Raw genomic sequence first — 24,796 nt, forward strand, 5'->3', positions numbered from 1 at the left:
ATGAGGTTGCCACAGCTGGTCAAGGCCGAGGAGCAGCCCCATGAGTGACACCGCGACGGAACGCCGCGGAGCCGGTGCGGAGACTGTCGACCACGTGCTCGGCGCCCTCGCCGACCCGACCCGGCGCCGGCTGCTCGACCTGCTCGCGGCCCAGGGCGAGGCCACCGCGACCACCCTCGCCGGGTGGCTGCCGGTCTCCCGCCAGGCCGTGGTCAAGCACCTCGCGGTGCTGGACTCCGCCGGCCTGGTCGCCGGGCACCGGGCCGGCCGCGAGGTCCGCTACGCCGTCCGCCCGGCCGCCCTCGCCGCCACGGCGCGCTGGATGGCCGGGCTCGCCGACGACTGGGACCGGCGGCCCCCGGTGGCCGGGCCCCGGCCGGCGGGTCCGGCGGCCGGGGCCCGCTGACCCGCCGTCTGACGGCCCCCGGCGGCCCTCAGCCGCCGGTCGCCGCGGCGATCGCGGCCACCAGCTCGTCCACCCCCTGCTCCTTCAGCACGCCGTAGTGGTCGCCGGCCAGTTGCACCGTGCGCGGCACGGTCCCGGGCCGGCCGGGCCCGCCCCCGGCGAAGGCGTACTCGTCGCCGGTCGCCCGGAAGGCGGTCACCGGGGCCGCCAGCCGCCGCTCGGCCAGCTCGCGGAAGGTGTACTCGAACTCGTAGGTCTCCCCGACGATCCGGGTGATCCGGCGGATCACCTCCTCGTCGAGCCCGGGCAGCAGCCGGTGGACGAACGCGGTGAAGCCGTCCTCGTCGCGCACCTCGGCCAGGCAGGCGTCCAGCCCCGGCCCGCTGATCGACCCGGCGAACACCGAGTACAGGATCGTCAGGTACGCCGGGTTGCGGTACGAGGACTCCCGCCCGTACCGCTCGCCGTCGGCCCGCCGCACCTCCGGGTTGCCGGGGCAGATCAGCAGCACCTCCGTCACCCGCTCCCCGGCCCGCTCCAGCTGCCAGGCCGCCTCGAAGGCCACCCGTGCGCCGAAGGAGTACCCCCACAGGGTGTACGGGCCCCGCGGCCTGACGCGGCGGATCTCCGCGACGTCGGCCGCGGCGGTCTCCCGGATCGTCGGGTACGGCGTCTCCCCGGCGTTGATGCCGTGCGCCTGCACCCCGTAGAACGGTCGGCCCGACCGCCCGGCGAGCGGGCGCAGGTTCATCGGGTAGCCGCCCAGTCCCGGCCAGCAGAACACCGGGTCGCCGGAGCCGCCGGCCCCGTGCAGCGGTACCAGCCGGGAGAACGGCGCCGCCCCGCTCCTCCGGTTCGCCGCGTCCGTCCCGCCGTCGCTCGGGCCCCCCGTCCTGCCGCCCGTTCCGTCGTCCGCCCGGGTGCCGTCGATCCGTGCCGCCAGGTCCGTCAGCCTCGGGGCGGTGAACAGCACCTGCAGGGGCAGCCGGGTGCCGAACTCCCGGTTCACCCGGTTGACCAGCGCCACCGCGATCAGCGAGTTCCCGCCGGCCGCGAAGAACTCGTCCGCGGCGGACACCGCCTCGTACCCCAGCGCGGACGCCCACACCGCCGCCAGCCGGCGCTCCGTCGGCGTCGAGGGCGCCACGAACGGCGCGCCCGTCCCGGCGTCCCGCACCTGCTCGGCGGCGGCCAGCGCCTTGACGTCCACCTTCCCGTTGGCGGTCAGCGGCAGCGCGTCCAGCACCAGCACCCGGTTGGGGACCATGTAGTCCGGCAGCACGGCCGCCAGTTCGTCCCGGATCAGCTCCGCCGGGCCCTTCATGTGCACCGCGTCCTCCCGCATGCCCTCGCTGCGGACCTGATCCCCGCTCACCCGCCCGCCGAGGAAGAAGTACGACGGGCCGGCCGCGATCCCGCACCCGGCCAGGAGCGCGTCCAGCCGCCGCGCGGCCGGCAGCGGGTGGCCGCTGCGCGAGCTGTAGCCCGCGGACATGAAGCCGAAGCCCAGCCCGTTGCGCTGCAGGTGGTGCAGCCGGGTGCCGAGTCCGATGTACTCCAGCCACGGTTCGGCGGCCCGGCTCACCGCGCTGATCCCGAAGCCCGCCCGCCGGTACACCTGCTGGTTGATCGCGATGACGTGCCGGACCTCGACCACCCCGTCCGAGATCCGGGTCAGGGCGCCGCCCGCGCCGCCGTTGCCGCCGTTGCCGCCCGTTCCGTCGTCGGTGCCGTCGGGCCGGCCGGGCTCGTACCGGTACAGCCCGGCGGGCAGGCCCTCGACCCCGCCCGGGTGGGCCTGGACGAACAGCTCGGTGTCCTCCCGGCGCGGCCGCCCGTCGTCCGGGACGATCGAGAAGCCGCCCAGGTAGAAGTCCTCCCCGGCGACGTCCAGCCGCCGCTGCACGGCCGGCTCGTGGCCCAGCGGACGCACCGTCAGCCCGTACTCCGGCAGCACCTCCTCCAGCACGCCGATCATGTGGCCGGTCTCGAACTCCAGCACCTCCCGGATGTTGTTCCGGTACACCGGCTCGATCGCGCCGCGCCGGCCCAGGAAGTGCGCCGTCAGGCCGGTCGCGCCGGCGGCCGCGCTGCCGATCCGGACCAGGGCGTGATCCCGCGGGTGGTAGTAGTACACGCCCGACGGCGAGCCGTGCGAGCCGTCCGTCTCCAGGTACAGCTGGGTGGCGTACAGCGCGCCGGGCGAGGCGTACGCGTACTTCGGCAGCAGCCGCTCCGCGCTGTGGAACTGGCCGAACCAGCGCAGCGCCGGGCCAAGGCCGGTGAGCGTGACGGCCTCGCCGCGGGCGGACCCGCCGGCGCCGCCGGCCGCCGGGTACGGGGCCGCCAGCAGCGCCAGCAGGTCCGCCCTGGTCACCGGGCCGCCCTCGAAGAAGCGGTAGGTCTTGCGGGCGAAGGTCTCCCGCCGCTGGCGCGCCGTCCCGCGGCGCCCCGGCAGCGCCAGCACCGGGCGGCCGGCCAGCTCGGCCGCGGTGCGCACGCCCGGGTCGGAGAGCTGTGCCCGGACCTGGAGCCTGCTCGCCTTGGAGCGGTGGTGGCCGCCCCGCGGGTCGCCGTCCCGGCCTCCGTCCGGGTTTCCGTCCGGGCTCCCGTTCGCGTTCCCGGCCGGGCTCCCGTTGGCGCCCTGGTCCATCAGGGCGGCCTCCTTGGGATTCAGCTCCACGCAGGCCACCAGGTTGCGGTGCCCCGTCCGCGCGTCGTCCGTGACCACCGCCGCCGCCCGGCGCACCCAGGTGTGCTCCTCCACGGCCAGCGCGATCTCGTCCAGCTCCACCCGGTAGCCGCGCAGCTTGACCTGGTTGTCCACCCGGCCCGCGCACTGCAGCGTGCCGTCCGGGAGCCACTGGGCGAGGTCGCCGGTCCGGTACAGCCGCTCGCCCGGCAGGTGCGGTGAGGCGACGAACCGCTCCGCCGTCAGATCGGGCCGGTTGAGGTAGCCCCGGGCCAGCTGGACGCCGCCGATGTACAGCTCACCGGTCGCCCCGACCTCCACCGGCGCCAGCTCCCCGTCCAGCACGAAGCAGCTGGTGCGGTCCACCGGCACGCCGATCGGCACCGATCCCGTTCCGTCGCCGAGGGTCCGGGGGTCGATCCGGTGGGCGGTCGCGTTGATGGTGCACTCGGTCGGCCCGTAGAGGTTGACCAGCTCGGTGCCCGGCAGCGCCGCCGTCAGGGCCCGGGCGAGCCGGACCGACAGCGCCTCGCCCCCGGAGTACAGAGCGCGCAGCCCGGTGCACTCCGTCAGCCGCTCGGTGTCCAGCAGCGCCTGGAGCAGGGTGGGCACGCACTGCAGGGCCGTCACGCCGTGCGCGAGCACGGTGTCGATCAGCGCCTCCGGATCGCGGTAGACGCCGGGCGCGCCCATCACCACGCGGGCCCCGGTGGCGGGCGCGAGGATCTCCCACTGCGCCGCGTCGAAGCTCATCGGCGTCTTCTGCAGCACGACGGTGGCCGGGCCCAGGTGCCCGGCGTCGGCCAGCCAGCGCAGCTGGGACACGATGCTGCGGTGCTCGACCATCACGCCCTTGGGGCGGCCGGTGGAGCCGGAGGTGTGGATCACATACGCCAGCGACTCCGGGCCGGGGCGGCCGGGGACGGCCGGTCCCTGCCCCTGGTGCGGGATCGGGCCGGCGTCCGCGAGGTCGGCGGCGGTGACGATCCGGGTGCCCGGCGGGACCAGCTCGGCGAGCCGTTCGCGCAGGTGCTCCTGGGCGACGATCACCCTGGTCCCGCTGGACTCGATCATCCAGCGGACGCGCTCCTCCGGGTACTCCGGCGAGAGCGGCAGGTACGCGGCACCCGCGTGCAGGATGCCCCAGGCCCCGGTCATCAGCTCCGGGGACGGCTCGGTGTACAGGCCGACGCAGTCGTCGGCCGCCACCCCCAGCCGGTGCAGGTGCGCGCCGAGCGCGTCGGCGGCCGCGCCGAGTTCGCGGAAGGTGAGCCGGCCGCCGCCGTCGGCGCCGGTCACGGCGGTGGCCCCGGGCCGGGCGGCCACCTGGGCGTGGAGCAGGTCGGGCAGGCAGAGGGAACGGCGGGCGTCGGGGAGGACGGCGGACGGGACGGGCTCTGCGGTCATGAGGGGATTCCCTGGGCTCGGGTCGGGCCGGTACGGCCGCCCGGTCCGTCGACCGGGCGTGCCTCCCAAGGTCGGCCGCCCGCTGTCCCGGACGCCTGGGGCGCCGGCCGCTACCCGGCCCCCCTTCCGGCCCGGGCCCGGTCACGCCACTGTCCCGGACGTCCCGGGCCCCGCCCGGGACGTCCCGGGCGAACCGCCGCGGGGTGTGGGATGCATCGCTGACGGATGATCAAACTACTGAATGCTGCATGGTCTCGCCCCGTCCCGGCCGGCGAGTGGGCGGCGCCTCGTTCGTCCCGGTCCGTCGGTTCTCGGGTCGGAGGAACCTCCAGGTTTCAACCATCCGAAAGCGTTCACAAAGATAACGAGAAAGTCGGGATTCGATGGATTGTGGATTTACTTATTGACGCCGCCCGGCGGGTGCGGGTTAACTCCTCCCACCTCGCCGCTTTGATGCGGCCCTGTCATGGAGGTGCCTTCGTGAACGCAACCGTACGTCGCGTCCGCAGGGGCGCCGCCCCGGTGCCCGACCCGGTCTCCCGGCGAACCCAGCGGTCCGCCGGGCGGGGCTGAACCGCGCGGCCCCAACCGCCGGACCGCCCCGAACGGGCCCGGTCCCCACCCCCACGGGGACCGGGCCTCCGTCCCGGGCGGCCGTGGCCGTGGCGGGGGTGGGCGGAGGTGCGCCCGGGGGCGGTGGGCCCGGCAACGGGGGCGGGCGTCGGTGACCGGGGCCGGCCGCGCCGTGACCGAAGCCGGGGCGGAGAGGACGTTGGTCCCTGTCCTCCGGGTGGAGGGTTCCGCACCCTGGAATGCGGGCCCGCCGTCCCGTGGAGACCGGCGGCCCCGTCCGCGCCCGGCATCCGAATGAGTGAGAAGGTACCGCCGCCCATGTCCGCCGAGACGCTCGTGCACCGTTTGGTCGACGCCTTCTTCACCCACTGCCAGGAGTGCGGCGAGCCCCGCGAGGCCGCCGACTGCCACCCCCGTGCCCACTGGCGGCTCTACCTCGACCTCGACGCCGAGACCCTGCGCCGCATCCGCCACTGGGTGCTCGACCCCACCAGCCCGGCGGGTTCCGACACCGAGCGCACCGTGCTGCTGCACTGGCTGGACGCGCAGGAGGTCTGAGCCCGCCCGGTGGGCCCGGTCAGGGTGTGTCCGTGTCCGGCGCCCGGGCCCGGTCGGTGCGGACGGCCGCTCCGCCGCTCCGGCCGCGGGGATCAGCCCCGGCCGGAGCCCTCCCACGACAGTTCCAGCGCCTCACGCAGCCGCCCGTCCGCCGCGGCGAGCAGCCGCGCGGCGGCCGGCGCGTCCACCCCGGCGAGGACGACCAGGACGGCGTCCTTCACCTCGCCGCCGGTGGCCGCCAGTGCGCGGCGGGCCGTCTCCTCGTCCGCGCCGGTGATCCCGGTGACGATCCGCCGTGCCCGGTCGCGCAGCTTGGCATTGCCCGCCCGCACGTCGACCATCAGGTTGCCGTACGTCTTGCCGAGCCGGACCATGACCGCCGTCGACAACAGGTTCAGCACCAGTTTCTGTGCCGTCCCCGCCTTGAGCCGGGTCGAACCGGCCACGACCTCCGGCCCGGTCTCCACCTCGATCCCCAGCTCGGCCGCCGCGACCAGCGGCGACCCGGTGGTCCCCGCCAGCCCCACGGTCAGCGCCCCGGTGGTGCGGGCGTACCGGACGGCCGCCACCGTGTACGGGGTGCGGCCGGAGGCGGAGACGCCCACCACGGTGTCCTCGGCCGTCAGGGCCAGCGCGGCGAGATCGGCGACCGCCCGCTCCGTGTCGTCCTCCGCCCCTTCGACGGCGCGCACCAGCGCCGGCGGGCCGCCCGCGATCACGCCCACCACACGGCCCGGGTCGGTGTTGAAGGTCGGCGGGCACTCGCTGGCGTCCAGCATCCCGAGCCGCCCGGCCGTCCCGGCCCCCGCATAGACCAGCCGTCCGCCCCGGGCCATCCGCCCGGCGGCCGCGTCCACCACGGCGGCGATCCGCGGCAGCTCTGCGGCCACCGCCACGGCGACCGTGCGGTCCTCGGCGTTCAGCAGCCGCAGCAGCTCCAGGGTCCCCAGCCGGTCGAGTCCGGCCCACTCCGGCCGCACGGTCTCCGTGGCCGGGAGGTCAGCGTTCTCCATACGGCCTCCCTCCCCGCACACGGCGGCCGTCAACCGGAGCCGCACCGGGGCGCCGCCCTCGTCCGGCCGGGGGCCGTGTCCCGTTCGGTGCGGCGCGGGCCGGTGGGGACCGCCCGGGCGTGGGGGCGCGGTTGGGTGGGGCGGAGGCTCGTGCAGGGGGAGTGCGGTGTCGGACGGTTCGGGTGGAGCTCCGGGCGGACCGGTGCGTGCTGCGGGCGGTCGGCCCGGTGGTGGAACGGCGCGGTCGGCGGCGGGACCTGCTCGTCGTCGCCGACGAGGCCGGTGTTCCGCCAGGCGGCGGGGTCGTGCGCGACCTCCGTCACCTGGTCGGTGACGGTCCCGGAGGGGAGGCCTCGACGCTGTCGGGCGGCCGGGGGAGCGGGACGACCCGGCCGGCGATCGTGTGGCTCGCCCGGCGCCCGGTGCGGGCCCGGACGGACCACGCGTTCCTGGGCGGTTCCGGACGGGATTCCGCCACCGTCCGCCGTTCCCGCCGGGGCGGCGGGGGTGCGGGTCGCCCCCCGCCGGTTCTCCGCGTGAGTGCTGCGGAAGCGGTGGCCCGACTTCGCCGAGCCTCCTCCCGCCGGACGCCGCGGGGCCCGGGAGGCGTGCGGAGACGGGGTCAGGCCATCCAGAAGAAGACGGCCGTCATCCGGCGGTCCTCCGGGGTGAGGCCGTGGTAGGCGGTGGCGCTGTGGATGAGGTTGGCGTGGTAGACGAGCAGGCGGTTGTAGCGATTGGGGACGCGGACGTCCTCGGTGAAGGTGTCGGCGGGGACGCGGCGGGTGCCGAGGGCCTCGACCAGGTTGGTGTGCGGGGCGGTGACCAGGTTGCCGCCGAGGCGGCCGGCGGGGAGGCGCTGGCGGTAGAAGCCGGTCCCGGAGTCCTTGGGGGCGCCGGGGCTCAGGTAGAGGACGGCGGCGTAGCGGCAGAGCGCGCGGGAGTCGGTGTGGGGGCGGGGCTCCGACTCGCCGGCGCCGACGAGCTGGACGCAGTTGTGGTTCAGGGTGCCGCCGCCGGGGGTGCGCTGCACCCAGAGACGGGGCGCCCCGGTGGCCCTGCGGACGAGGGCCTCGACGCGGGCCAGTTCGTCCGGTTCGAGGCCGGGCATGGTGCGCAGCCCGGGCCAGCTCTCGGGCCGGTAGGGGTGGCCCTCGGTCCAGGTGTCGCGGTCGAGGCATCGGCGCCGGACGGCGTCGGGGTCGGGCAGGACGTCGTCGAACACCCAGTAGTCGCGGCCGGGGGTGGGCTTGCGGTAGGGCAGGACGGGCAGGGCGGCCGTCCGCCCGGCGGGCAGTGGGGGCATGCGCCGACCATAGGATTCGTCGCCCCCAACGTTCTGCCGTGAGCAGGTCAACCTTTCGTCAAGGTCGGCGCGGGAGAGCGGAGGCGGTGACGGCGGGCTCCGTGACCGGCCGTCAGCAGCCGCCGTCGGCGAGGACGTAGAAGGCCGGTCCGGTCTGCCGCAGGGTGTGCACGGTGAGGACGTTCCACAGGCCCATGTCCTGCCCCGAACCCAGGGCGTACACCCGCCCGCCGGCGACCGACGCCCGGCCCGCGGTCACCTGGTGGTGGTTGTCGGCGGTGAAGCACACCGGGGCGCTGCCGGTGGTGGTGGCGGTGACGGTGGCCGAGCGGGGGCCCGCCGTGCCGTCGGCGGCGACCGCCGCCACCGCGTAGCCGTAGGTGGTGCCCGCGCTCAGCCCCGAGTCGGTGTGGCCGGTGCCGGTGGGGGAGGCGACCGGGGCACCGTCCCGGAACACCCGGTAGGACACGGCCCCCGTGACGGGCTGCCAGCCGAGGGCGATGCTGCCGCTCCCGGTGGGGGTGGCGGTGAGGCCGGCCGGCGCGGGCGGTCCGGGGACGGTCGGACCGTCGCCGGTCAGGCCCCAGAACCGTGCGGAGTGGTAGTCGGAGCAGATCGCGTCGAGGAAGTAGGCGCCGGTCGCGCCGCACCGGTCGGTGCCCGGACCGGGGGCGACGGCGAGGCCGTGGCCCATGCCGGCGATCGAGTAGAGGGCGACGGCGGGCCGCCCGGAGGCGTCCGCGTAGACGGTCTCGGTGGTGCCGCCGGGCAGGCCGCGGGTGCCGGCCGGTGTGCGGCCGATGCCCCACACCTCCGTCCACTGGTCCCGCAGTTCGGTGGCGTTCACGGGCCGGACGGTGGTGTCCGCCGTGCCGTGCCAGATCGCCACCCGGGGCCACGGGCCGGTGTGCCCGGGGTGGGCGCGGCGGACCCTGTCGGCCCACTGGGCCGGGGTGAGTCCCTGGTCGGCGTTCTGACAGGAGGCGGCCGCGGACAGGGTGGCCGCGCAGTGTGCGGGCGGACCGGCGGCGACGGAGCCGCCCGCGAAGACGTCGGGGTAGTCGGCGAGCAGGTCCGCCGTGAAACCGCCGCCGGCGGAGAGGCCGGTGACGTACACCCGTTGCCGGTCCGAACCGAACAGCGCCCCGGCCTTGGCCGCCATCTGGACCACGGAGGCGGCCTCGCCGACGCCCCGGGCGTTCTGGGCCGAGTCGAACCAGCGGAAGCAGGAGAGCGGGTTGTTGGCCGGACCGGTCTGCGGGAACACCACGGCGAACCGGTGGCGATCGGCGAGCTCGGCCCACCCGGAGTGCCGGTAGTAGTCGTCGGCGCTCTGGAGAGAGCCGTGCAGGGCGACCACCAGCGGCGCACCGGCGGGCAGCCCGGCCGGGGCGTAGGTGTACATCGCCAGGTTGCCCGGGTTGCTGCCGAAGCCGGTGACCTGCTGGAGGCCACCGGTCACGGCGGCGGTGGCCTCGGCGGAGCGGGTGGAGCCGGCGGCGCCGACGGAGCCGGTGGAGGACGGCGCGGGCGCTGCGGTCGCGCCCGTGGAGGGGAGGAGGAGCGATGCCGCGGCCAGCAGGGCGGCGGTGGTCCGGCGCATCGACCGCGCGGCGCGGCGCAGCGGCGGCGGTGCGGGGGCGGGCGGGGCGGGCGGAACGGGGGAGGGCGGCGGCGCGGACCGGGTGCGGGACAGGGCCATCGGGGACTCCGGGTGGGGGAGGAGTGCGGGCGTCGTCCGGCAGCGTGACGCACCCGGCGGCCCGTCACCATGTGCCGGTCGGCCGCCGTCCCGCGGGCGGTCATGGCCGCCGCCGACATGGCGGCGGCGGAGGCGGGAACGCGCGTGGGAACACACTTGAGTGCGCGTCGGGAGGCGGCAATGGTGGTGTCATGACCACCTTCGAGACCGACCCCGCCGATCCCGCGGCCGGACCGCCGGCCGGCGCGGTGCCGCGCACCCGTACCCACCACTGGCACGCCGGGCCGCCCATCTCCGAGTTTCCGCACCTCACCGGTGAGGAGATCCTCCGGGGGATCATCGCCGGCCGGATCCAGCAGCCGCCGATCGGGAGCACGCTGGGCTTCCTGCTGGTCGAGGCCGGGCCGGGGACGGCCGTGTTCGAGGGGGTGCTCGGCGACCACCTCTTCAACCCGATGAACACCGTCCACGGGGGCTATCTCGCCACCCTGCTGGACTCGGCGCTCGGCTGCGCCGTGATGAGCCGGCTGCCGGCCGGGGTCGGTTACACCACCACCCAGCTGAACGTGCACATGGTGCGGCCGCTGTTCGCGGAATCGGGCCATGTGCGGTGCGAGGGCGTCGCCCTGCAAGTCGGCCGGACGATGGCCACCGCCGAGGCACGGATCACCGGCTGCGAGGACGGCCGGCTGTTCGCGCACGCCACCACCACCTGCGCCGTGCTGGCCCCGCGCCGCGCGGCCTGACGCACCGGCACGGACCGGGCACCACGCGGACCGGACCGCATTGGGTGGACCGCATTGGGTGGACCGCATTGGGTGGACCGCATTGGGTGGACCGCACGGGGCGGGTCCCGGAGGGCGGAACGCACGGGGCGGGCAGGCCCACCTGCGTGCGCAGGGACGGACGTGCGCACGGGCCCCGGCGGCCACTGCCGCGCGACCGCGCGGCGGTGACCCCCGGGGCCCGGTGCGCCGGGGCTCAGACGGTCGCGGCGAGCAGCCCGCAGACGGCGAGGAACCCGCAGATCCCCAGGTTGACCAGCTTGTGGGCGAGGAAGACGGCCGCGAACTCGCGGATCGTCGCGCTGGGCCAGTAGTAGCGGGCGGTGGGCGAGCCGAAGACCTGGCCGTTGACGCCCGTCTTGCGCGCCATCAGGGCGGCCCGGAAGGCGTGGAAGTTGTTGGTGACGATGACGCAGCGGTAGTCGGGCTTGGCCTGCTCCATGATCGCCTTGCTGAACCGGAGGTTCTCCTCGGTGGTCCGCGACCGGTCCTCGCGGGCCACGTGCTCGGCCGGGAAGCCGCGCTCGGTCAGGTAGTCCGCCATCGCGTGGGACTCCGGCAGCTTCTCGTCCGGCCCCTGGCCGCCGGAGGCGATCAGGACCGGCGGGGTGCTGCGGGCGGCCTGCTTCTCGTAGACCTCGCGGCCGCGTTCGAGCCGGCTGGCGAGCAGCGGCGGCACCCGCTCGCCGCCGATCAGCCCGGAGCCGAGCACCACCACGAAGTCGACGTCGCCGCGCGGCCGGTGGCGCTGGTAGAGGAAGGCGTAGCCGACGAAGCAGACGAAGAGGAACGAGATGTAGCCGACCACCAGGAGCGCCGTCGCGGCGAGGATGCCGAGCCGGACGGAGTCGGTGACGACGGCGGCCACGAACAGGGCGATCACGCCGAGGATGCCGAGGCCGGCCAGCAGCGACAGCAGGTTCGCCGGCCGCCACCCCTCCTTGCGGATCATGGTCAGACCGTTGGAGATGAGGAACCAGACCAGGGCGATGGTGCCGAGTGCCGGGAGCAGCACGATCGCGGCCGCCGCCAGCTCGGCGATCAGGGTCGGTGCCCGGCGCAGCTCCGCGATCAGCGCCAGCGCGAGGAACGAGACCGCGATGCCGAGCAGGACGGCGTTGCTGAAGCGGCGCCGGTCGCGGAGGACTCCGATTCCGCAGAGGAGGAAGAAGAAGGCCGCGGGGGCGTAGGCGATCATGCCCGTATCGTAGGGTTCCGCCGGCCGGGCGTGTCGAGCGCCTCCCGGTCGGGGGAGGACCCGGGGGCCGCCCCCTTCGTGACCTCCGGCGTCCTGCCGTCGCCCGCGTCCGTACGGTGCCCGATCCGGCGTACGCCCGGGACGGCGGCGGTCCCGCCGCAGGCGACGGCGACCAGGGCGGCGGTGACCAGCAGCGGGCCGGTGCTGCCCCAGGCGTCGGCGGCCAGCGGTGCGAGCGCGTACCCGAGCGGGGCGGCGGCGAGCGACAGCAGCCAGTCGTAGGACGTCACCCGGGCCAGCACCTGGGGCGGGAACTCCTGCTGGACGACGGTCTGCCAGACCGGGCTGAGGAAGCCGAGCCCGGTCATCGCCACCGCGTACGCGGTCACCGTGAGCGGTGCCGGCGCCGCCACGGCGAGCGCGGCCAGCGGCAGCGCGTAGAGGGCCAGGCCGAGGTTGGCGACCAGGACCGGCCGCTTCGGCCGGTAGCGGCCGGCGAGCAACGAGCCGGCCAGCACGCCCACCGCGGCGGCCTGGGTCATCGCGATCCACACGGCGTCCCCGCCGAGCTGCCGGCTGGCGATCAGCGGGCCGAGGGTGAGCAGGACGGCGGCGGCGCCGTTCCAGACGCCGTGGCCGATCAGACTCGTCCAGTACCAGTCGCGCGAGCGCACCGCCGTCCACCCGTGCAGCAGGTCGGTGCGCAGCGAGCGCCGCTCGCCGGGGGTGTGCCGGACCCGCAGGCGCGTCAGCAGGGCGGCGCTGACCAGGAAGGAGGCGCCGTCGAGCACGAACGCCCAGCCGGGGCCGATCGTCAGGACGAGCACCCCGGCGAGGGCCGGTCCGCCGAGCCGGGCGGCGTTGGAGGCGGAGGCGAGCAGCGCGTTCGCCCGCATCCGCAGCGGGCCGTCCACGGTGGCGGCGACCAGCGGGGTGGCGGTCGGCATCGCGAAGGCCGAGGCGATGCCGCCGACCGCCGAGGCGGCGGCGAGCACGGCCGGCCGGGGCTGGTCGGTGAGGAGTTCGAGGCCGACGGCCACCTGGACGACGGCCCGGAGGAGGTCGGTGACGAGCGCGACCAGCCGGGGGTTGACGCGGTCCCCGACGACGCCGCCCAGCGGGAGCAGCAGCAGGCGCGGAACCATCGCGCTGCCGAGCACGAGGGCGAGCGCGCCGGAGGAGCCGGTCGCCCGGGTGACGGCGATGGCGAGGGCGGCCGGGACGACGGCGTCCCCGAGGGTGGAGACCGTCCGGCCCAGGAAGAGCAGGCGGAAGCCGCGCAGACGCAGCGGGTGCTGAGTGGTGGTCACGAGGAGGACTGTATTTCGGTGCCGAAATTTCGTCAACGAAATAAAAAGGCCGCAAAGCCCCAGCTCAAGGACGCCTAGACTCGGGGCATGACACCCGCGACTCACCGGGCGGCGGCCGAGGCGCCCCGCGACTGGACCGACGGCCACGTCGAGCGCTGGCGGCCGGTGCTGCCGCACCTCGACCCGGACGTCGAGGGCGCCGTCACCCGGATGAGCAGGTTGCTGCGCCACCTCGGCCGGGTCCGCGAGCAGGGTCTGGCCGACTACGGCCTGCAGAAGCACGAGTTCGACACGCTGCACGGGCTCGGCGGCCGGGGAGGCCGCGCCACGCCGTCCGAGCTGCGGGCCGACCTCGGACTGGCGCCGGCCTCGGTGACCGGCCGTCTGGAGGCGCTGGAGCGGCGGGGCTTCGTCGTCCGCACCCCCTCCAGCGACGACCGCCGCCGGGTCGACGTGGAGCTGACCGAGGCCGGCCGGCTGGCCTGGCGGCAGGCGCTGGACGTCGTCGGCATCGAGGAGGAGCGACTGCTCGGCGTCCTCACCCCGGTCGAACGGCACCGGCTCTCCGACCTGCTGCGCCGCGTCCTGCTGGCCGCCGAGCAGCCCGCGCCGGACGCCGCGCCGCAGCGGCCGGCGCACGCCGCCGGGGAGGCGCGGCAGGCGCCGGACACCTGGTGCGGGAGCCCGGCGCAGGGCGCCGGGGGCGGGCCGGACGGGCCGGGCGGGCGGCCGGACGCCGACTGGCACGGCTGAGGAGGTCCGGACGGCGGGCCCGCGGCCCCGGGCCTGCGGTCACCCGGGGTCGGTCTCACCCGGGGCCGGCGCTCACCGGCGGCCGGCGCCCGCCCCGGGCCCCGGGCCCGCGCTCTCAGGACCAGGGACCGACCCGCAGCCGGATCCTGGCGTCCGGCCCGAGGATCGGCGCGGTCGTCGCCGGCAGCGCCACGTGGGCGAGCCAGCCGTCGGCCTGCGGGTCCTCGTCCGGCAGCGGCGGGCCGGTCGGCCGGAGGTCCCGGACGGCGCCGGGCACCTCGGAGTTCCAGTTCGCCCAGGCGGCCGGCCGCGGTCCGGCGCTGTCCACGTCGACGATCAGCGTGTCCGAGAAGTCGGCGGTCTGCTCCAGGTGGTCGCCGAAGCCGAAGAGCCCGCCGCGCTCCCTGAGGGCGAGCAGCTTCAGGTCGAGGGCGAACCGCACCGGTTCCGGCGCGCCGGGCCGGTCGCCGGCCGCCTCCGGGCGGTCCGCGTCCTCCCGGTGCGGCAGGAGCCTGCTGGCGAGGAAGGCGGTCGCCAGGTGCACGGCGCCGTCCCCGGCGGCCTCCCGGGCGCCGCGGGTGTCCGCCGTCGGGTCGGAGAGCTGGATCGGGCACCAGTGCGGGGCGACCCGCTCGTGCAGCAGGACCGGCAGCCCGCGGACCTTGAGCCGGACCTCCGCCTGCCAGGTGACGTCCTCGTCGCCGGTGGGCAGCCGGGTGCCGACCAGGTCGGCGCGCGCCCGCAGGTCGCCGAACAGGAAGCGGCGCAGGTTCTGGTACCCCTCCTCGGAGTTGACCAGCCCGTAGCGGCCGCTGTGGCTGCGGTGGGCGAAGGCCCGGTTGGCGCCGGTGACCTGGGCGTTCTCGATCTGCACCAGCCCGTCGCTGCGCGGGCCGACCGCCGCCGCCGAGATGCCGTGGGCGACGTCGTAGTCGGCGGAGTCGGTGCCGACCATGCAGAACACCCGGTCCAGCGGGAACCCGCCGGCGCCCTCGGCCGGCGTGCCGGTCCCGTCGTCGTCCGGCATGTCGACGGCCCGCCAGCCGTCCGGCGGCCCGTCCGGATCGGGGTCCGGCGTCAGGTACCGGTACATCCGCGCGGGCCCGAAGACGTCCGAGCCGTTGAAGTCGAAGGTGTCGCGCAGCGCCTCCGGGACGCCGAAGCCGACGGCGAAGCGAATGCCGCCGTGCGGCGTTCCGTAGGTGAACAGCTTCGAGACGTAGTCGGCGGCGCGCGTGCCGGGGCGCTTCTCCGGGATGACCTTCTGGAGCAGGCAGCGGCAGATCAGTCCGCCCATCGAGTGGGCGACCAGGTGGACCCGGGGCGCGCCGGTCTTCTCGCGGAGCTCCTCGATCAGCCGCAGCAGGTCCTCGGCGGCCCGCTCCAGGCTGAAGTCCTCGGGCCGCTCGCCCCAGGTGCCGGAGCAGCGGTCGTAGAAGCGGTGGATCCAGATGCTGTCGGCGGGGACGTCCTTCCGGTGGGTGTCCAGGTAGGTCTCCTGGCCGCCCTCGACGAGCACCTGGTAGTGCTCCTCGGCGAACAGCCGCAGTAAGGGGCTTTCGAACTGGTAGAAGACGGGGGAGTCCTGGCGCCCGACGCGGATGTGCGTCGAGCCTTCGTTGAATCCGTAGAACGGATCCGTCACGGCCTTCTCGATCCCGGGGGTGCCTCCGGCGTATCCCCGGACGTAGACGATCGGGAGCCTGGCGGACGGCGTGTTCATGGCCGGCCTGCCCTCTCCGCGGCCGGTACCGGCCGGCACCGGCCGACCCGTTGGGATGGGAGTTCCTCTTCCCCCCAGTGTCGGCGGCCGGCGCCGGCCTGTCACCCCCCGGCTGCGGACCGTTGAGGGGACGTCACGGTCCGCAGCCGGTCCGTCAGTGCGCGAAGCGGGTGACGGCGGCGAGCACCGCCTCCCGGGTGGCGGCGGAGCCGGTGTGCCCGGCGTCCTGGATCACCGTCAGCTCGGCGTCCGGCCAGCCCTCGGCGAGCAGCCGGGCGGTGTCCTGCGGGCTGTCGAGGTCCAGGGCGCCGTGGATCAGCGCGCCCGGGATGCCGGTCAGCCGGTGCGCGTCCCGCAGCAGCCGGCCGGGCTCCAGGAAGGCGCCGCGGGAGAAGTAGTGCGCGGCGATCCGGACGAAGGCCGTCGTCGCCTCGGACGGGCGGTTCGAGTAGGCGCCGGGGGAGCCCTGGGTCTCGTGCGCGATCACCGCGTCCTCCCAGGTCACCCAGGCGAGGGTGGCCGCGCGGCGGACGTCCGGGTCGGGGCTGTTCAGCTGCCGGTCGTAGGCGGCGAGCAGGTCGCCGTCGCGGTCCCCGGGCGGCAGCGCGTCGCGGAAGGCCGCCCAGGCCTCGGGCAGCAGCCGGCCGACGCCCCGGTAGAGCCAGTCGATCTCCTCGGGCCTGGTCGTGGTGACGGCGTTGAGCACGATCCCGGACACCCGCGCGGGGTGGGCCTGGGCGTAGGCGAGGATCAGCGTGGAGCCCCAGGAGCCGCCGTACATCAGCCAGCGGTCGATCCCGAGGTGCTCGCGCAGCCGCTCCAGATCGGCGATCAGGTGCGGGGTGGTGTTGTGCGCGAGGCTGGTGGCCGGGTCGGCGGCGTGCGGCTCGCTGCGCCCGCAGTTGCGCTGGGAGAAGAGCACCAGGCGGTAGCGCTCCGGGTCGAAGTAGGTCCGGCTTCCGGCGCTGAGGCCCGAGCCGGGACCGCCGTGCACCACGACGGCGGGCCGGCCGGCCGGGTTCCCGGACTCCTCCCAGTGGATCCGCTGGCCGTCGCCGACGTCCAGCAGGCCCTCCGCGTACGGTTCGCCGACGGGGTGGAACGCGGTCATACGGGTCTCTCCTCGGCCGGAGGGGTCGCGCGGGCGTTCGCGAGGCTACCGAGCGGACGGGCGGCGGTCGAGCGGGTACCGGCCGGCCCCGGTCGCGGCCCGGGCCCCGGCCCGGCGCGGAGGTCAGCGCCGCCCGGGCGGCAGCAGGGCGGCCAGGCCGTCGAGGATGCGTTCGAGGCCGAAGGCGAACCGGGCGTCGAGGTCCGGCCCGGTGAGGTCGTCGGCCATCGCCACCAGCCGGGGGAACTCCCCGGCGGGCAGCGCCCGGAACCGGTCGGCGGCGGCGTCGGCCAGCTCCCGCCGTCCGGTGCCGGTGGTCTCGGCCGCCGCCATCGGGGACTGCTCCTGCAGCACGAAGCCCTGGACGTACGCGCCGAGCAGGTAGGACACCATCGCGGCGTCGGCGGCCGAGAAGCCGGCCCCGCGCAGCCGGTCCAGCTGGTCCTCCAGCAGGCGCAGCAGATTGGGGCCGGGGGCGAGGCGGCCCGCGACCACCTTGGCGGCGTCCCGCCGGCCGAGCAGGTGGGCCCGGTAGCGCTCGCAGTAGGCGCGCAGCTGGACCCGCCAGTCGCCGGTGCGGGGCGGTGCCTCGACGTCGGCCATCAGCGCGTCGTTGAGGAGGTCGAGCAGCTCCTCCTTGTTGCGGACGTGCCAGTACAGCGAGGCGGCCTTGACGCCGACCTCGGCGGCGACCCTGCGCATCGACAGGCCTGCCAGGCCGTCGCGCTCCAGCACCCGCAGGGCGGCCCGTGCCAGCGCGTCGCGGGTGAGTGGGGGCTGGGCGGCGTCGTCCTCGTCGGCCGGCATGCGGTCCTCGCTGTTCGTCGCTGTTCGTCGCTGTTCCGTCGGGGCTGTTCGTCGGGCGACTGCGGTCGCGCTTGCAATCTAACACTGTTAGGTGCACGCTGTCCCCCGTCGACATCAGCCCCTAACACCGTTAGGGGCCTCATTTCTGCCGAACCGGGAGGACCAATCGATGGGGGAGACCGAGGGAGCCGGGGCGCCGGGCGCCCGCCGGCGGCGGCTCGCGCTCGCGACGCTCTGCGTCACCATGTTCATGTCCATGTTGGACAACGTCATCGTCACCAACGCCCTGCCCCGCATCGACCGGGACCTCGACGCGGGCATCAGCGGCCTTCAGTGGGTCGCCGAGGGCTACAGCCTGGTCTTCGCCGCCCTGCTGCTCACCGGCGGCGCGCTCGGCGACCGCTACGGCCGCACCGCCGTCTTCCGGCTCGGCCTCGCCCTGTTCACGGCCGGCTCGGCCGCCGCGGCGCTCGCCGGGACCGTCGGGACCCTGGTCGCCGCGCGGATGCTCCAGGGCGTCGGCGCGGCCCTGCTCACCCCCGGCAGCCTCGCCATCCTGCGCCACGTGTTCACCGACGAGCGGGAGCGCACCCGGGCGATCGGCACGTGGTCCGGCGTCTCGGCGCTCGGCCTCGCGGTCGGCCCGGTGGCCGGCGGTCCGATGGTCGAGGCCTTCGGCTGGGCGAGCGTCTTCTGGATCAACGTGCCGATCGGCGTCGCCGCGCTCGTGCTCTCCGGCCGGGTGCTGCCCGCGGTCCCGGCCCGCGCCCGCCGTCTCGACCCCGGTGGCCTGGTGCTCTCCGCGGCCGGCCTCGCCGCCGCCGTCCACGCCCTGATCGAGGGCCCCGAGCGGGGCTGGACGGACCCCCGGGTGCTCACCGCGGCGGTGCTCGCGCTGCTGCTGCTCGCCGCGTTCCTGCTGCTCGAAGCGCGGATCGCCGAACCGATGCTCGACCTGCGGCTGTTCCGCGACGGCGTGCTCGGCGGCGCGCTGCTCGGCGGGTTCGCGGTCAGCTTCGGGATGTTCGGGGCGCTCTTCTTCCTGCCGCTGCTGATGCAGGGCGTGCTGGGCTGGTCGCCGACGGCCGCCGGTCTGGCCGGCCTCCCGATGACCGCGACGATCGTGGTGGCCGGTCCGCTCTCGGCCCGGCTGACCGGCCGTCACGGCCCCCGGCTCCCGCTGGTGCTGGGCATCGCGCTGTGCGCCACCGGCCTGGCCGGTCTCTCCCTGTACGGCGAGCAGGCCCGCTACCCGGGGTACCTGTGGACGCTGTTCGTGCTGGGCCTGGGCATGGGGATGACCTTCACCCCGGTCTCCATCGCCGTCCTCCAGCGGGTCGCCCCCGAGCGGATGGGCACCGCCTCGGCCACCGTCAACACCCTGCGCGAACTCGGCGGCGTCCTCGGCATCGCCGTCCTCGGCGCCGTCCTGACCCACCGGCTGACCGAAGCGCTGACCGAGCGACTCACCCGCCTCGGCGCCCCCGTCGAGGCCGTCGGCCGGGCCGACGGCACGCCGCTGACCGGCGGGGCCGGCCCCGCCCCGCTCCCCGCCCCGCTCCGGGAGGCGGTGGAGGGCGCGTTCACGGAGGGCATCCGGCTCGCGCTGCGCTGCGGCTCGGTGGCCCTCGCGGTGGCCGCCGTGCTGGTCGCCCTGCTGCTGCGCGCTGCCGGCCGCCCGGCGGCCCCGACGGGGGCCGGCGCCGGCCCCCGTCCGGGAGTCCGTGCGGCGGCAGGGGCCGGGGCGGAGTGAGCCCGGCCGGGGTACGGGGCCCGGCCGGGGCCGGCGGTCAGCGGAAGACGGCGATGGCGTGGACGTCCAGCGTGCCCGTGTCGGGGTTCCAGCCCTGGATGGTGCCCAGGCAGTAGCCGGCGTGGGTCTGGGCCCGGGGCTGGATGTCGCTGAGTCCCGGTGAGGTGCAGGTGACCCGGATCCGGGCGGGTGCGTCCGCGATGCCGGGGTAGCCGGCGAGGAAGACCGTGCCGCCCGGGGCGGTGTCCGGGGACGGCTCGGCCGCCACGAAGCGGCCGCGGAGCAGTACGTAGTCCTCGGCGTCGGAGAGCCGGAACAGCGCCGGGCCGGTGCCGTGCTCCTCGGTCCTCTCCTTCGACCGGGCCAGCGCGCGGTTCTTGCGCACGGTTCCCTGCCTCAGATCGGCCTGGATGATGCCGTCGCGGCCGTCCAGCGCCTTGATGATGACGCCGATCACGTCGATCGGGCCGTCGACCTGGACGTAGCGGTGGATCCGTTCCTCGGACATCGACACGCCGGCGACGGCCGAGAAGGCGGTGATGTTGGCCTCGGCGCCCCGCCTGATCCGCCGCTCGACCTCCTGGGTCAGCGCGGCGGTGTACCGGCCCATCCGGTAGATGTCCATGACGGCCCGGTCGTCCAGGTACACGCAGGCCTTGGTGATGACGTCCACGCCGGGGGGTTTGCGCTGCTCCCGCAACGCGATGACCAGGAGGGCGAGCAGAAGTCCGAGGGCCACCACCCAGGTCGTCATCTCGGGCCAGAAGACGCTCCACCACTGGTCGTCGAAGACGGTCACGGGGTCTCCTTCACGGGTGCGGCGGTCACGGTGTTCACGGTGTTCGCGGGGGCCGGGGCGTTCACGGCGTTCACGGCGCCGGCGAGGCGGCGGCCTCGTACTGCGCGAGGAGGCTCCGCACGACCTCCGGGCGGTCGGGGAAGTACAGGGCGTTGCCGATCGCCCGGTCCAGGCGGGGATCGCGCGGGATTCCCGCGTCGACCGGCCGGCGCAGGGTGAGCCGCATGATCCGCTTCTGCGCGGAGGGTGTGAGCAGCCAGTGGACGACCCGGTCGTAGGCCGGGCGCTTCGCCTGGTCGAGCAGCAGCAGGGGGTAGTCGGACAGCACCATGCCGTCCTGCGGGTAGATGATGTCGACGGGTTCGCGCAGCCGCTTGTCCGAGCCCAGCGCGAGCAGCTCCGACTCGTTGGCGATCAGCGCGTCGGTACCGTCCTGGGCGCCGAGGTAGGCCTCGACCAGTTCGGTGGTCGACGGCGCGGTGAGCGTGCGGCCGGCGAGGAACCCGCGCAGCCGGTCCTCGCGGACGTCCTCGGGCCGGAGCGCGGCACCGGTACCGGCGGCGGCGGTCGCCACCGCGACCAGGGCCGAGAGGCCTGCCTCGCTGACCCGGGGGTCGGCCATGGCGTACCGCAGTCCCGTGGTCCCGGCGGCCCGGGCGATGTCGGACCAGGTCACCGCGCCGCCGGCGGGGTCCAGGTGCAGCCGGGCCGCCGCGGACCGCTTCACGCCGATCGCGAGGGGGGAGCGCATGATCTGGGTGGCGAGCGGGGAGGACGTGCCGGCGCCGGAACCCGCGAGGGCGAGCCGCAGCCAGCGGTCGGAGGAGAGCCAGGCCAGGTCGTACCCGCCGGCGCGGCCCGACGCGAGGGCGTCGCTGGCCTCCATCGTGCCGCGCAGCTCCAGGTTCAGCCTGATCCCGGTCTCGCCGTGCAGTTCGTCCAGGACGGCCCGGAGGTCGCCGAGTTCGGACCCGGCCAGCACCGAGAGGGACGTGGTGGTGGCCGAGTCCGCCGAGGTGCAGGCGGTCACCGAACCGGCGGCGCCGGCCAGCAGGGCCAGCGCCAGCAGCGCCCGGACGAGCGGACGGCGGCGGGCGGGGCTGTTCACGGGGTCGCTCCGGCGGTGGGCCGGCCCGGCGTCCTGCAGCCGCCGACGGCGTCCACCATCTCGTCCAGGACCGTCTGGTTCGGCATGAGGGCGCGGGTGTCGCCGGCGGGGCTCTCGAACACCGGGATGCCGCGGGCGTGGAGGTAGTCCGTCAGCTCGCCGCTGTCGGTCTGGTCGCCGAGCGTGTGGAAGCCGAGTGCCACGGCGCGTCGGCGGAGCCCGGGATCCTGGGTGACCAGCTCGCCCAGCCGGTCGCCGTCCTGGTTCAGGGCGAGGAGCTGGGGCTCGGTGACGAACCGGGCCTCCGGGTAGAGCAGGACGCGGTCGGTGTCGATCCGGTGGTGCTCGGTGTAGTACCGGACCTGGTGGGCGAGGTACTGGTGCTCGTAGGCGACCACCACAGGGGCCAGCAAGGGTCCGTCCACGCTGACGTACGGTGCGAACACGTCCGGCCGGGGCAGGCCCTGGGCGGTCAGCAGCGGCCTGATCTTCGCCGTCACCGCGGCGACGGTCGTCTCGTCGGGGACGGTGTCCGGCGGGTCGCCCATCGTGTACGCGACCTCGGCCAGGTACGTCTCCGCGGAGTTGGACTGGCAGATGTTGGAGGTGCTCGCCAGGATCCGGTTCTTGTTGGTCGTTCCGTGGCGCTGGATGCCGAGGTCCTCCCACTTCGTCCCGTCGGCGCTCTTCAGCAGGAAGTCCCGCAGGTGGAGGGTGTAGTACAGCGGCCGCTCCCGCTGTCCGTCGACGATCCTCGGGACGGCGATCCCGTGGTCCTCCAGCGTCTGCGCGTAGACCCGGTAGGTGGCGAGCACGAGCGGGCTGACGAAGGGGTGGAAGGCCTTGACGTACGTGCCGGCCTGCTTGCGGCGGTCGGTGATGGCGTTGGCGGACGGGAGGCCGGAGGGGAGGACGAAGTCGAAGCGGGAGAGGCCCCCGCGGGCGATCTCCTGGGAGCCGAGCGGCGTGATGTGGACCCGGATGCCGTGTCGCAGCAGGAGCCGCTGCACCTCGGCGTCCTCGAAGTACTCCGCCTTCGATCCCATGCCTCCCTCCAGGGTGACCACTTTGTCGAACGGGAGCAGGAGCCTGCCGTTGACCGCCAGCACGGTGGTCGCCGCGACGAGGAACGCGAGCAGGGCGGCGACGGTGGCGGAGAATCCCGGGCGCCTCCTGAGGATCGAACGGCGTGGCCGGACGGTGAGTCTCGGCTCCTCAAGTGCCAGTCCTTGAAGCATGTCTGACACTGTGTCAGTGATCGGTGGGTGGGGCGGCCGAAGAACGGAGTTCGCCGGATGGTTCCCCCGCGGTCGCCCCGGCCGCCGTCACTCAGCGGATGCCCTCCACCGCCGTCTGGGCGGCGCGGGCGAGCGCCTTGCGGGCCTCCCAGGGGCGGGCCGGGTCGGCCGGCGGGGCGGGAACGGGGGCGCGGTGGGTCAGTTCGGCGACCAGGCCGCGGACGGCGACGACCCGGGCCAGCGAGGTGAGCAGGCCGTCCTCGCCGACGAAGGCGGGGGCGCTGGTGGCGCGGTCGTCGGCCAGCCGGTAGCGGATCGACACCGGCTGGACGGGGGCGCCGGATCGGACGGCGGCCTCGAAGAAGGCGGGGCGGAAGCGGCCGCTCTCCCGGCCGCACCAGGTGGAGCCCTCGGGGAAGACGATCATCGGGTGGCCGGCCCGCAGCCCGGCGGCCACCTCCTCGACCGTCGCCGGCAGGGTGCGCAGCCGGTCGCGGTCGAGGAAGACGGTGCCCCCCAGGGCGACCAGCGGGCCGAGGACCGGCCAGTGGCGGACCTCGGTCTTGGCCAGCGAGCGGCCGGGGCGGGCGGCGGCGATGAGCGGGATGTCCAGCCAGGAGACGTGGTTGGCCACCACCAGTGCCCCGCCCCGCGCCGGTGTCCCGGCCCGCCGGCCTTCGCCGGTACCGTCCCCGCCGCCGTCCGCGGTGCCCGCGCCCGGCGCCGGGACGATCCGCACCTCGACGCCCAGCGCGCCGAGCAGGCGGCGCGCCCAGAACCGGGCGAGCCGGTCGCGCGGCCCGGCCGGCAGCAGCCGGACCGGCGCCAGCAGGGCCAGCCCGGCGACCAGCACCGTCAGGCAGCCGGCGAGCCGCAGTACCCGCCGGGGGAGCGCGACGGTCGGCGCGGCGTCCGTCAGGCAGGCCTCCGGGGTGCAGGAGGCCGTCGGGAGCCAGACGCTCATGAGACCTCTCCCGAACCCGCCGCCGGGGCCGGGGCCGCCGCGGTGCTGATGCCGCCCACGCCGGAGAGGAAGTGCCGCAGGTAGCGCGGGTCGGTGCGCTCCAGCGACAGCAGCACGTACAGGTCGGCGCAGTCGAAGTCCGGGTCCAGCGCGGGCGCGCCGCAGACCCAGGCGCCGAGCCGCAGGTAGCCGCGGAGCAGGGCCGGCAGCGGTGCCTTCTCGGCGCGCGCGATGCCGGTGGGGTCCCAGGGGCGGTGCGGGGTGACCCGGTACTGCTCGGGGGCGAGGTGCTTGCCGGCGACGGTGTCCCAGACCCGCGCGGCGGTGGCGCCGCCGTCCTCCAGGCCGATCGAGCAGCAGCCGCCCACCCAGGTGTTGCCGGTGTCGGCGAGGTAGCGGGCGATGCCGCCCCACATCAGGTTGATGACGGCGCCGTTGCCGCGGTGCTCGGCGGCGATGCAGGAGCGGCCGAGCTCGACCAGCCCGTCGCGCAGCGGCGCGAGGTTGCCGAGGTCGAACTCGCCGTCGGAGTAGAGCCGGCCGGCCCGGCGGGCGGCCTCGGGCCGCAGCAGGCGGTAGGTGCCGACGACGGCGCCGTCCTCGCCCTCGCGGACGAGCAGGTGGTCGCAGAACTCGTCGAACGGGTCGGCGTCCAGCCCCGGCACGGTGCTGTGCAGGGTGGCGCCGAGCTCGTCGGCGAAGACCTGGTGGCGCAGCCGCTGGGCGGCGCGGACGTCGTCCTCGTCGCGGGCCAGGGCGACGGTGTAGACGGCCGAGGCGGAGCCGGACGCGGCCGGGCGCGCGGCGGGGGCCGCGGTGGCCGGGCCGGGGGTGACTGCGGGCGGAGTGTACGTGGGGACGGTGGTCATGGCGGACCCTCCAGGGCAGCAGCACGGACGACGGCAGCCACGGACTTCCGTGGCACCGGCCCGACCGGCCCGTCCATTCGACGGGTCCGCGAACCGGCATCCGTATGTCTCTCCAAGTCGGCTGGCATCCACGTTGCCGTTCGGCGGAGCGCAGATGTGCACCTGTTGAATGCGGCCACCCGACGTGTGCGCGCCACCTGTTGGGCACCGGGGCGCCGCCCTATCCTCCGCTGCATGGGGTGGATTCCGGGGGCGGGCTTCCGGCGGAGTCTCGTCGGGGACATGACGGGTGTGCTGGTGTGCCAGGCGGCGGCGACGGCGGGGACCGGCGCCGTCTACCTGCTGGCGCGGGCGGTCGGGCTGGTGCCCTCGCCGTGGTGGTGCCTGGCGGTGGCGATGACGCTCGCCCTGCAACTGGTCGGCGAGCGCTGCTGGGAGGAGGACCGGCGGCCGCGGGCGGTGCTGGTGGCGCTGGCGGTGGCCCTGCTGGTCGCGGTGGCGCCGTACCTGCTGCTCGGTGCGGCCTCCGGGTGGGCCGAGCAGCAGGCGGCGGACACCTACGCCTCGGGCGCGGTGGCGGGCGGGCTGCTGCTGGCCGGGTACGTGGTGCGCGCGGTGCACGCGGTGCGCAGCGGCGCCTATCCGGCCCGCGGCCGGGCCCGCCCGGCCGCGCCGGCCGCCGCGGCGGCCCGCCGCGCCACCGCGGCCGGTGCGTCCGGCC

General features: G+C 75.6%; 18 protein-coding genes and 2 pseudogenes. 6 read left to right on the forward strand and 14 right to left on the reverse strand.

The window, feature by feature from the left end; all coding sequences use genetic code 11:
• The first annotated feature begins 40 nt into the window (after positions 1 to 40).
• On the forward strand, positions 41 to 406 hold the full coding sequence (locus ACFCX4_RS08235) for an ArsR/SmtB family transcription factor (RefSeq protein ID WP_376139819.1): 366 nt from the start codon (positions 41 to 43) through the stop codon (positions 404 to 406).
• A 28-nt stretch (positions 407 to 434) separates the two neighbouring features.
• On the opposite strand, the gene ACFCX4_RS08240 is transcribed toward ACFCX4_RS08235, so the two are convergent.
• Entirely contained in the window at positions 435 to 4,505 is a 4,071-nt protein-coding gene (locus ACFCX4_RS08240) for an amino acid adenylation domain-containing protein (protein WP_376139820.1), read from the reverse strand.
• An 891-nt stretch (positions 4,506 to 5,396) separates the two neighbouring features.
• Between ACFCX4_RS08240 and ACFCX4_RS08245 the strand changes: the two genes are divergently transcribed.
• A complete protein-coding gene (locus ACFCX4_RS08245; protein ID WP_376139821.1) occupies positions 5,397 to 5,636 on the forward strand; it encodes a hypothetical protein in 240 nt (79 codons plus the stop codon).
• Between the two features lie 92 nt (positions 5,637 to 5,728).
• Here ACFCX4_RS08245 and murQ read toward each other — a convergent pair whose 3' ends face one another.
• The 3 genes from murQ to ACFCX4_RS08260 all read right to left on the reverse strand — a co-directional run bounded on the left by murQ (position 5,729) and on the right by ACFCX4_RS08260 (position 9,558).
• Entirely contained in the window at positions 5,729 to 6,649 is a 921-nt protein-coding gene (gene murQ / locus ACFCX4_RS08250) for an N-acetylmuramic acid 6-phosphate etherase (RefSeq protein ID WP_376139822.1), read from the reverse strand.
• A gap of 622 nt (positions 6,650 to 7,271) precedes the next feature.
• On the reverse strand, positions 7,272 to 7,955 hold the full coding sequence (locus ACFCX4_RS08255; RefSeq protein WP_376139823.1) for a DUF6445 family protein: 684 nt from the start codon (positions 7,953 to 7,955) through the stop codon (positions 7,272 to 7,274).
• Positions 7,956 to 8,067: 112 nt separating this feature from the next.
• The gene (locus ACFCX4_RS08260; protein ID WP_376139836.1) at positions 8,068 to 9,558 is read right to left on the reverse strand and encodes a PHB depolymerase family esterase; all 1,491 of its coding nucleotides are present in this window, start codon (positions 9,556 to 9,558) and stop codon (positions 8,068 to 8,070) included.
• A gap of 290 nt (positions 9,559 to 9,848) precedes the next feature.
• Here ACFCX4_RS08260 and ACFCX4_RS08265 point away from each other — a divergent pair, with 290 nt between their 5' ends.
• A complete protein-coding gene (locus ACFCX4_RS08265; RefSeq protein ID WP_376139824.1) occupies positions 9,849 to 10,403 on the forward strand; it encodes a PaaI family thioesterase in 555 nt (184 codons plus the stop codon).
• A gap of 235 nt (positions 10,404 to 10,638) precedes the next feature.
• Here the strand turns inward: ACFCX4_RS08265 and ACFCX4_RS08270 are convergent, their stop codons facing one another.
• Both ACFCX4_RS08270 and ACFCX4_RS08275 read right to left on the reverse strand, forming a co-directional pair.
• Positions 10,639 to 11,640, reverse strand: coding sequence for a YdcF family protein (locus ACFCX4_RS08270; RefSeq protein WP_376139825.1), 1,002 nt, complete (start codon positions 11,638 to 11,640; stop codon positions 10,639 to 10,641).
• The gene (locus tag ACFCX4_RS08275; RefSeq protein WP_376139826.1) at positions 11,637 to 12,950 is read right to left on the reverse strand and encodes an MFS transporter; all 1,314 of its coding nucleotides are present in this window, start codon (positions 12,948 to 12,950) and stop codon (positions 11,637 to 11,639) included. The genes ACFCX4_RS08270 and ACFCX4_RS08275 overlap by 4 nt, the downstream gene beginning before the upstream one ends.
• An 87-nt stretch (positions 12,951 to 13,037) precedes the next feature.
• Between ACFCX4_RS08275 and ACFCX4_RS08280 the strand changes: the two are divergent.
• Positions 13,038 to 13,550: pseudogene (locus ACFCX4_RS08280) on the forward strand (MarR family winged helix-turn-helix transcriptional regulator); the annotation flags it as partial.
• Positions 13,551 to 13,818: 268 nt separating this feature from the next.
• On the opposite strand, the gene ACFCX4_RS08285 reads toward ACFCX4_RS08280, so the two are convergent.
• The 3 genes from ACFCX4_RS08285 to ACFCX4_RS08295 all read right to left on the reverse strand — a co-directional run bounded on the left by ACFCX4_RS08285 (position 13,819) and on the right by ACFCX4_RS08295 (position 17,344).
• Positions 13,819 to 15,426, reverse strand: a complete 1,608-nt coding sequence (locus ACFCX4_RS08285) for an esterase/lipase family protein (protein WP_376139827.1) — start codon at positions 15,424 to 15,426, stop codon at positions 13,819 to 13,821.
• A 154-nt stretch (positions 15,427 to 15,580) separates the two neighbouring features.
• A complete protein-coding gene (gene pip / locus ACFCX4_RS08290; protein ID WP_376139828.1) occupies positions 15,581 to 16,537 on the reverse strand; it encodes a prolyl aminopeptidase in 957 nt (318 codons plus the stop codon).
• 123 nt (positions 16,538 to 16,660) lie between these two features.
• The gene (locus ACFCX4_RS08295; RefSeq protein ID WP_376139829.1) at positions 16,661 to 17,344 is read right to left on the reverse strand and encodes a TetR/AcrR family transcriptional regulator; all 684 of its coding nucleotides are present in this window, start codon (positions 17,342 to 17,344) and stop codon (positions 16,661 to 16,663) included.
• A 169-nt stretch (positions 17,345 to 17,513) separates the two neighbouring features.
• Between ACFCX4_RS08295 and ACFCX4_RS08300 the strand changes: the two genes are divergently transcribed.
• A complete protein-coding gene (locus ACFCX4_RS08300) occupies positions 17,514 to 19,097 on the forward strand; it encodes an MFS transporter (RefSeq protein WP_376139830.1) in 1,584 nt (527 codons plus the stop codon).
• A 37-nt stretch (positions 19,098 to 19,134) separates the two neighbouring features.
• Here the strand turns inward: ACFCX4_RS08300 and ACFCX4_RS08305 are convergent, their stop codons facing one another.
• The 5 genes from ACFCX4_RS08305 to ACFCX4_RS08325 all read right to left on the reverse strand — a co-directional run bounded on the left by ACFCX4_RS08305 (position 19,135) and on the right by ACFCX4_RS08325 (position 24,075).
• Positions 19,135 to 19,896 (reverse strand): hypothetical protein, encoded by a 762-nt coding sequence (locus ACFCX4_RS08305; protein WP_376139831.1) that lies wholly within the window; start codon positions 19,894 to 19,896, stop codon positions 19,135 to 19,137.
• 70 nt (positions 19,897 to 19,966) lie between these two features.
• Complete coding sequence (locus tag ACFCX4_RS08310; protein ID WP_376139832.1) at positions 19,967 to 21,004, reverse strand: hypothetical protein; 1,038 nt, start codon at positions 21,002 to 21,004, stop codon at positions 19,967 to 19,969.
• On the reverse strand, positions 21,001 to 22,242 hold the full coding sequence (locus tag ACFCX4_RS08315; protein ID WP_376139833.1) for a hypothetical protein: 1,242 nt from the start codon (positions 22,240 to 22,242) through the stop codon (positions 21,001 to 21,003). The genes ACFCX4_RS08310 and ACFCX4_RS08315 overlap by 4 nt, the downstream gene beginning before the upstream one ends.
• Before the next feature lie 91 nt (positions 22,243 to 22,333).
• On the reverse strand, positions 22,334 to 23,206 hold the full coding sequence (locus ACFCX4_RS08320; RefSeq protein WP_376139834.1) for a lysophospholipid acyltransferase family protein: 873 nt from the start codon (positions 23,204 to 23,206) through the stop codon (positions 22,334 to 22,336).
• Positions 23,203 to 24,075: a GNAT family N-acetyltransferase gene (locus tag ACFCX4_RS08325; protein ID WP_376139835.1), complete on the reverse strand. Its 873-nt coding sequence runs from the start codon at positions 24,073 to 24,075 to the stop codon at positions 23,203 to 23,205. The genes ACFCX4_RS08320 and ACFCX4_RS08325 overlap by 4 nt, the downstream gene beginning before the upstream one ends.
• Before the next feature lie 282 nt (positions 24,076 to 24,357).
• Here ACFCX4_RS08325 and ACFCX4_RS08330 point away from each other — a divergent pair.
• Positions 24,358 to 24,796, forward strand: a pseudogene (locus tag ACFCX4_RS08330) (hypothetical protein); the annotation flags it as partial.

It is taken from the genome of Kitasatospora sp. NPDC056327 (assembly GCF_042261735.1).
GTDB lineage: Bacteria > Actinomycetota > Actinomycetes > Streptomycetales > Streptomycetaceae > Kitasatospora.

Bases quoted from the DNA above. Each gene is read 5' to 3' on its own strand.
- ACFCX4_RS08235 (WP_376139819.1), top strand. From the start codon at position 41: ATGAGTGACACCGCGACGGAACGCCGCGGAGCCGGTGCGGAGACTGTC.
- ACFCX4_RS08270 (WP_376139825.1), bottom strand. From the start codon at position 11,640: ATGATCGCCTACGCCCCCGCGGCCTTCTTCTTCCTCCTCTGCGGAATC.
- ACFCX4_RS08300 (WP_376139830.1), top strand. From the start codon at position 17,514: ATGGGGGAGACCGAGGGAGCCGGGGCGCCGGGCGCCCGCCGGCGGCGG.
- ACFCX4_RS08295 (WP_376139829.1), bottom strand. From the start codon at position 17,344: ATGCCGGCCGACGAGGACGACGCCGCCCAGCCCCCACTCACCCGCGAC.
- ACFCX4_RS08285 (WP_376139827.1), bottom strand. From the start codon at position 15,426: ATGAACACGCCGTCCGCCAGGCTCCCGATCGTCTACGTCCGGGGATAC.
- ACFCX4_RS08240 (WP_376139820.1), bottom strand. From the start codon at position 4,505: ATGACCGCAGAGCCCGTCCCGTCCGCCGTCCTCCCCGACGCCCGCCGT.
- ACFCX4_RS08255 (WP_376139823.1), bottom strand. From the start codon at position 7,955: ATGCCCCCACTGCCCGCCGGGCGGACGGCCGCCCTGCCCGTCCTGCCC.
- ACFCX4_RS08265 (WP_376139824.1), top strand. From the start codon at position 9,849: ATGACCACCTTCGAGACCGACCCCGCCGATCCCGCGGCCGGACCGCCG.
- pip (WP_376139828.1), bottom strand. From the start codon at position 16,537: ATGACCGCGTTCCACCCCGTCGGCGAACCGTACGCGGAGGGCCTGCTG.
- ACFCX4_RS08315 (WP_376139833.1), bottom strand. From the start codon at position 22,242: ATGCTTCAAGGACTGGCACTTGAGGAGCCGAGACTCACCGTCCGGCCA.
- ACFCX4_RS08245 (WP_376139821.1), top strand. From the start codon at position 5,397: ATGTCCGCCGAGACGCTCGTGCACCGTTTGGTCGACGCCTTCTTCACC.
- ACFCX4_RS08325 (WP_376139835.1), bottom strand. From the start codon at position 24,075: ATGACCACCGTCCCCACGTACACTCCGCCCGCAGTCACCCCCGGCCCG.
- ACFCX4_RS08320 (WP_376139834.1), bottom strand. From the start codon at position 23,206: ATGAGCGTCTGGCTCCCGACGGCCTCCTGCACCCCGGAGGCCTGCCTG.
- ACFCX4_RS08260 (WP_376139836.1), bottom strand. From the start codon at position 9,558: ATGCGCCGGACCACCGCCGCCCTGCTGGCCGCGGCATCGCTCCTCCTC.
- murQ (WP_376139822.1), bottom strand. From the start codon at position 6,649: ATGGAGAACGCTGACCTCCCGGCCACGGAGACCGTGCGGCCGGAGTGG.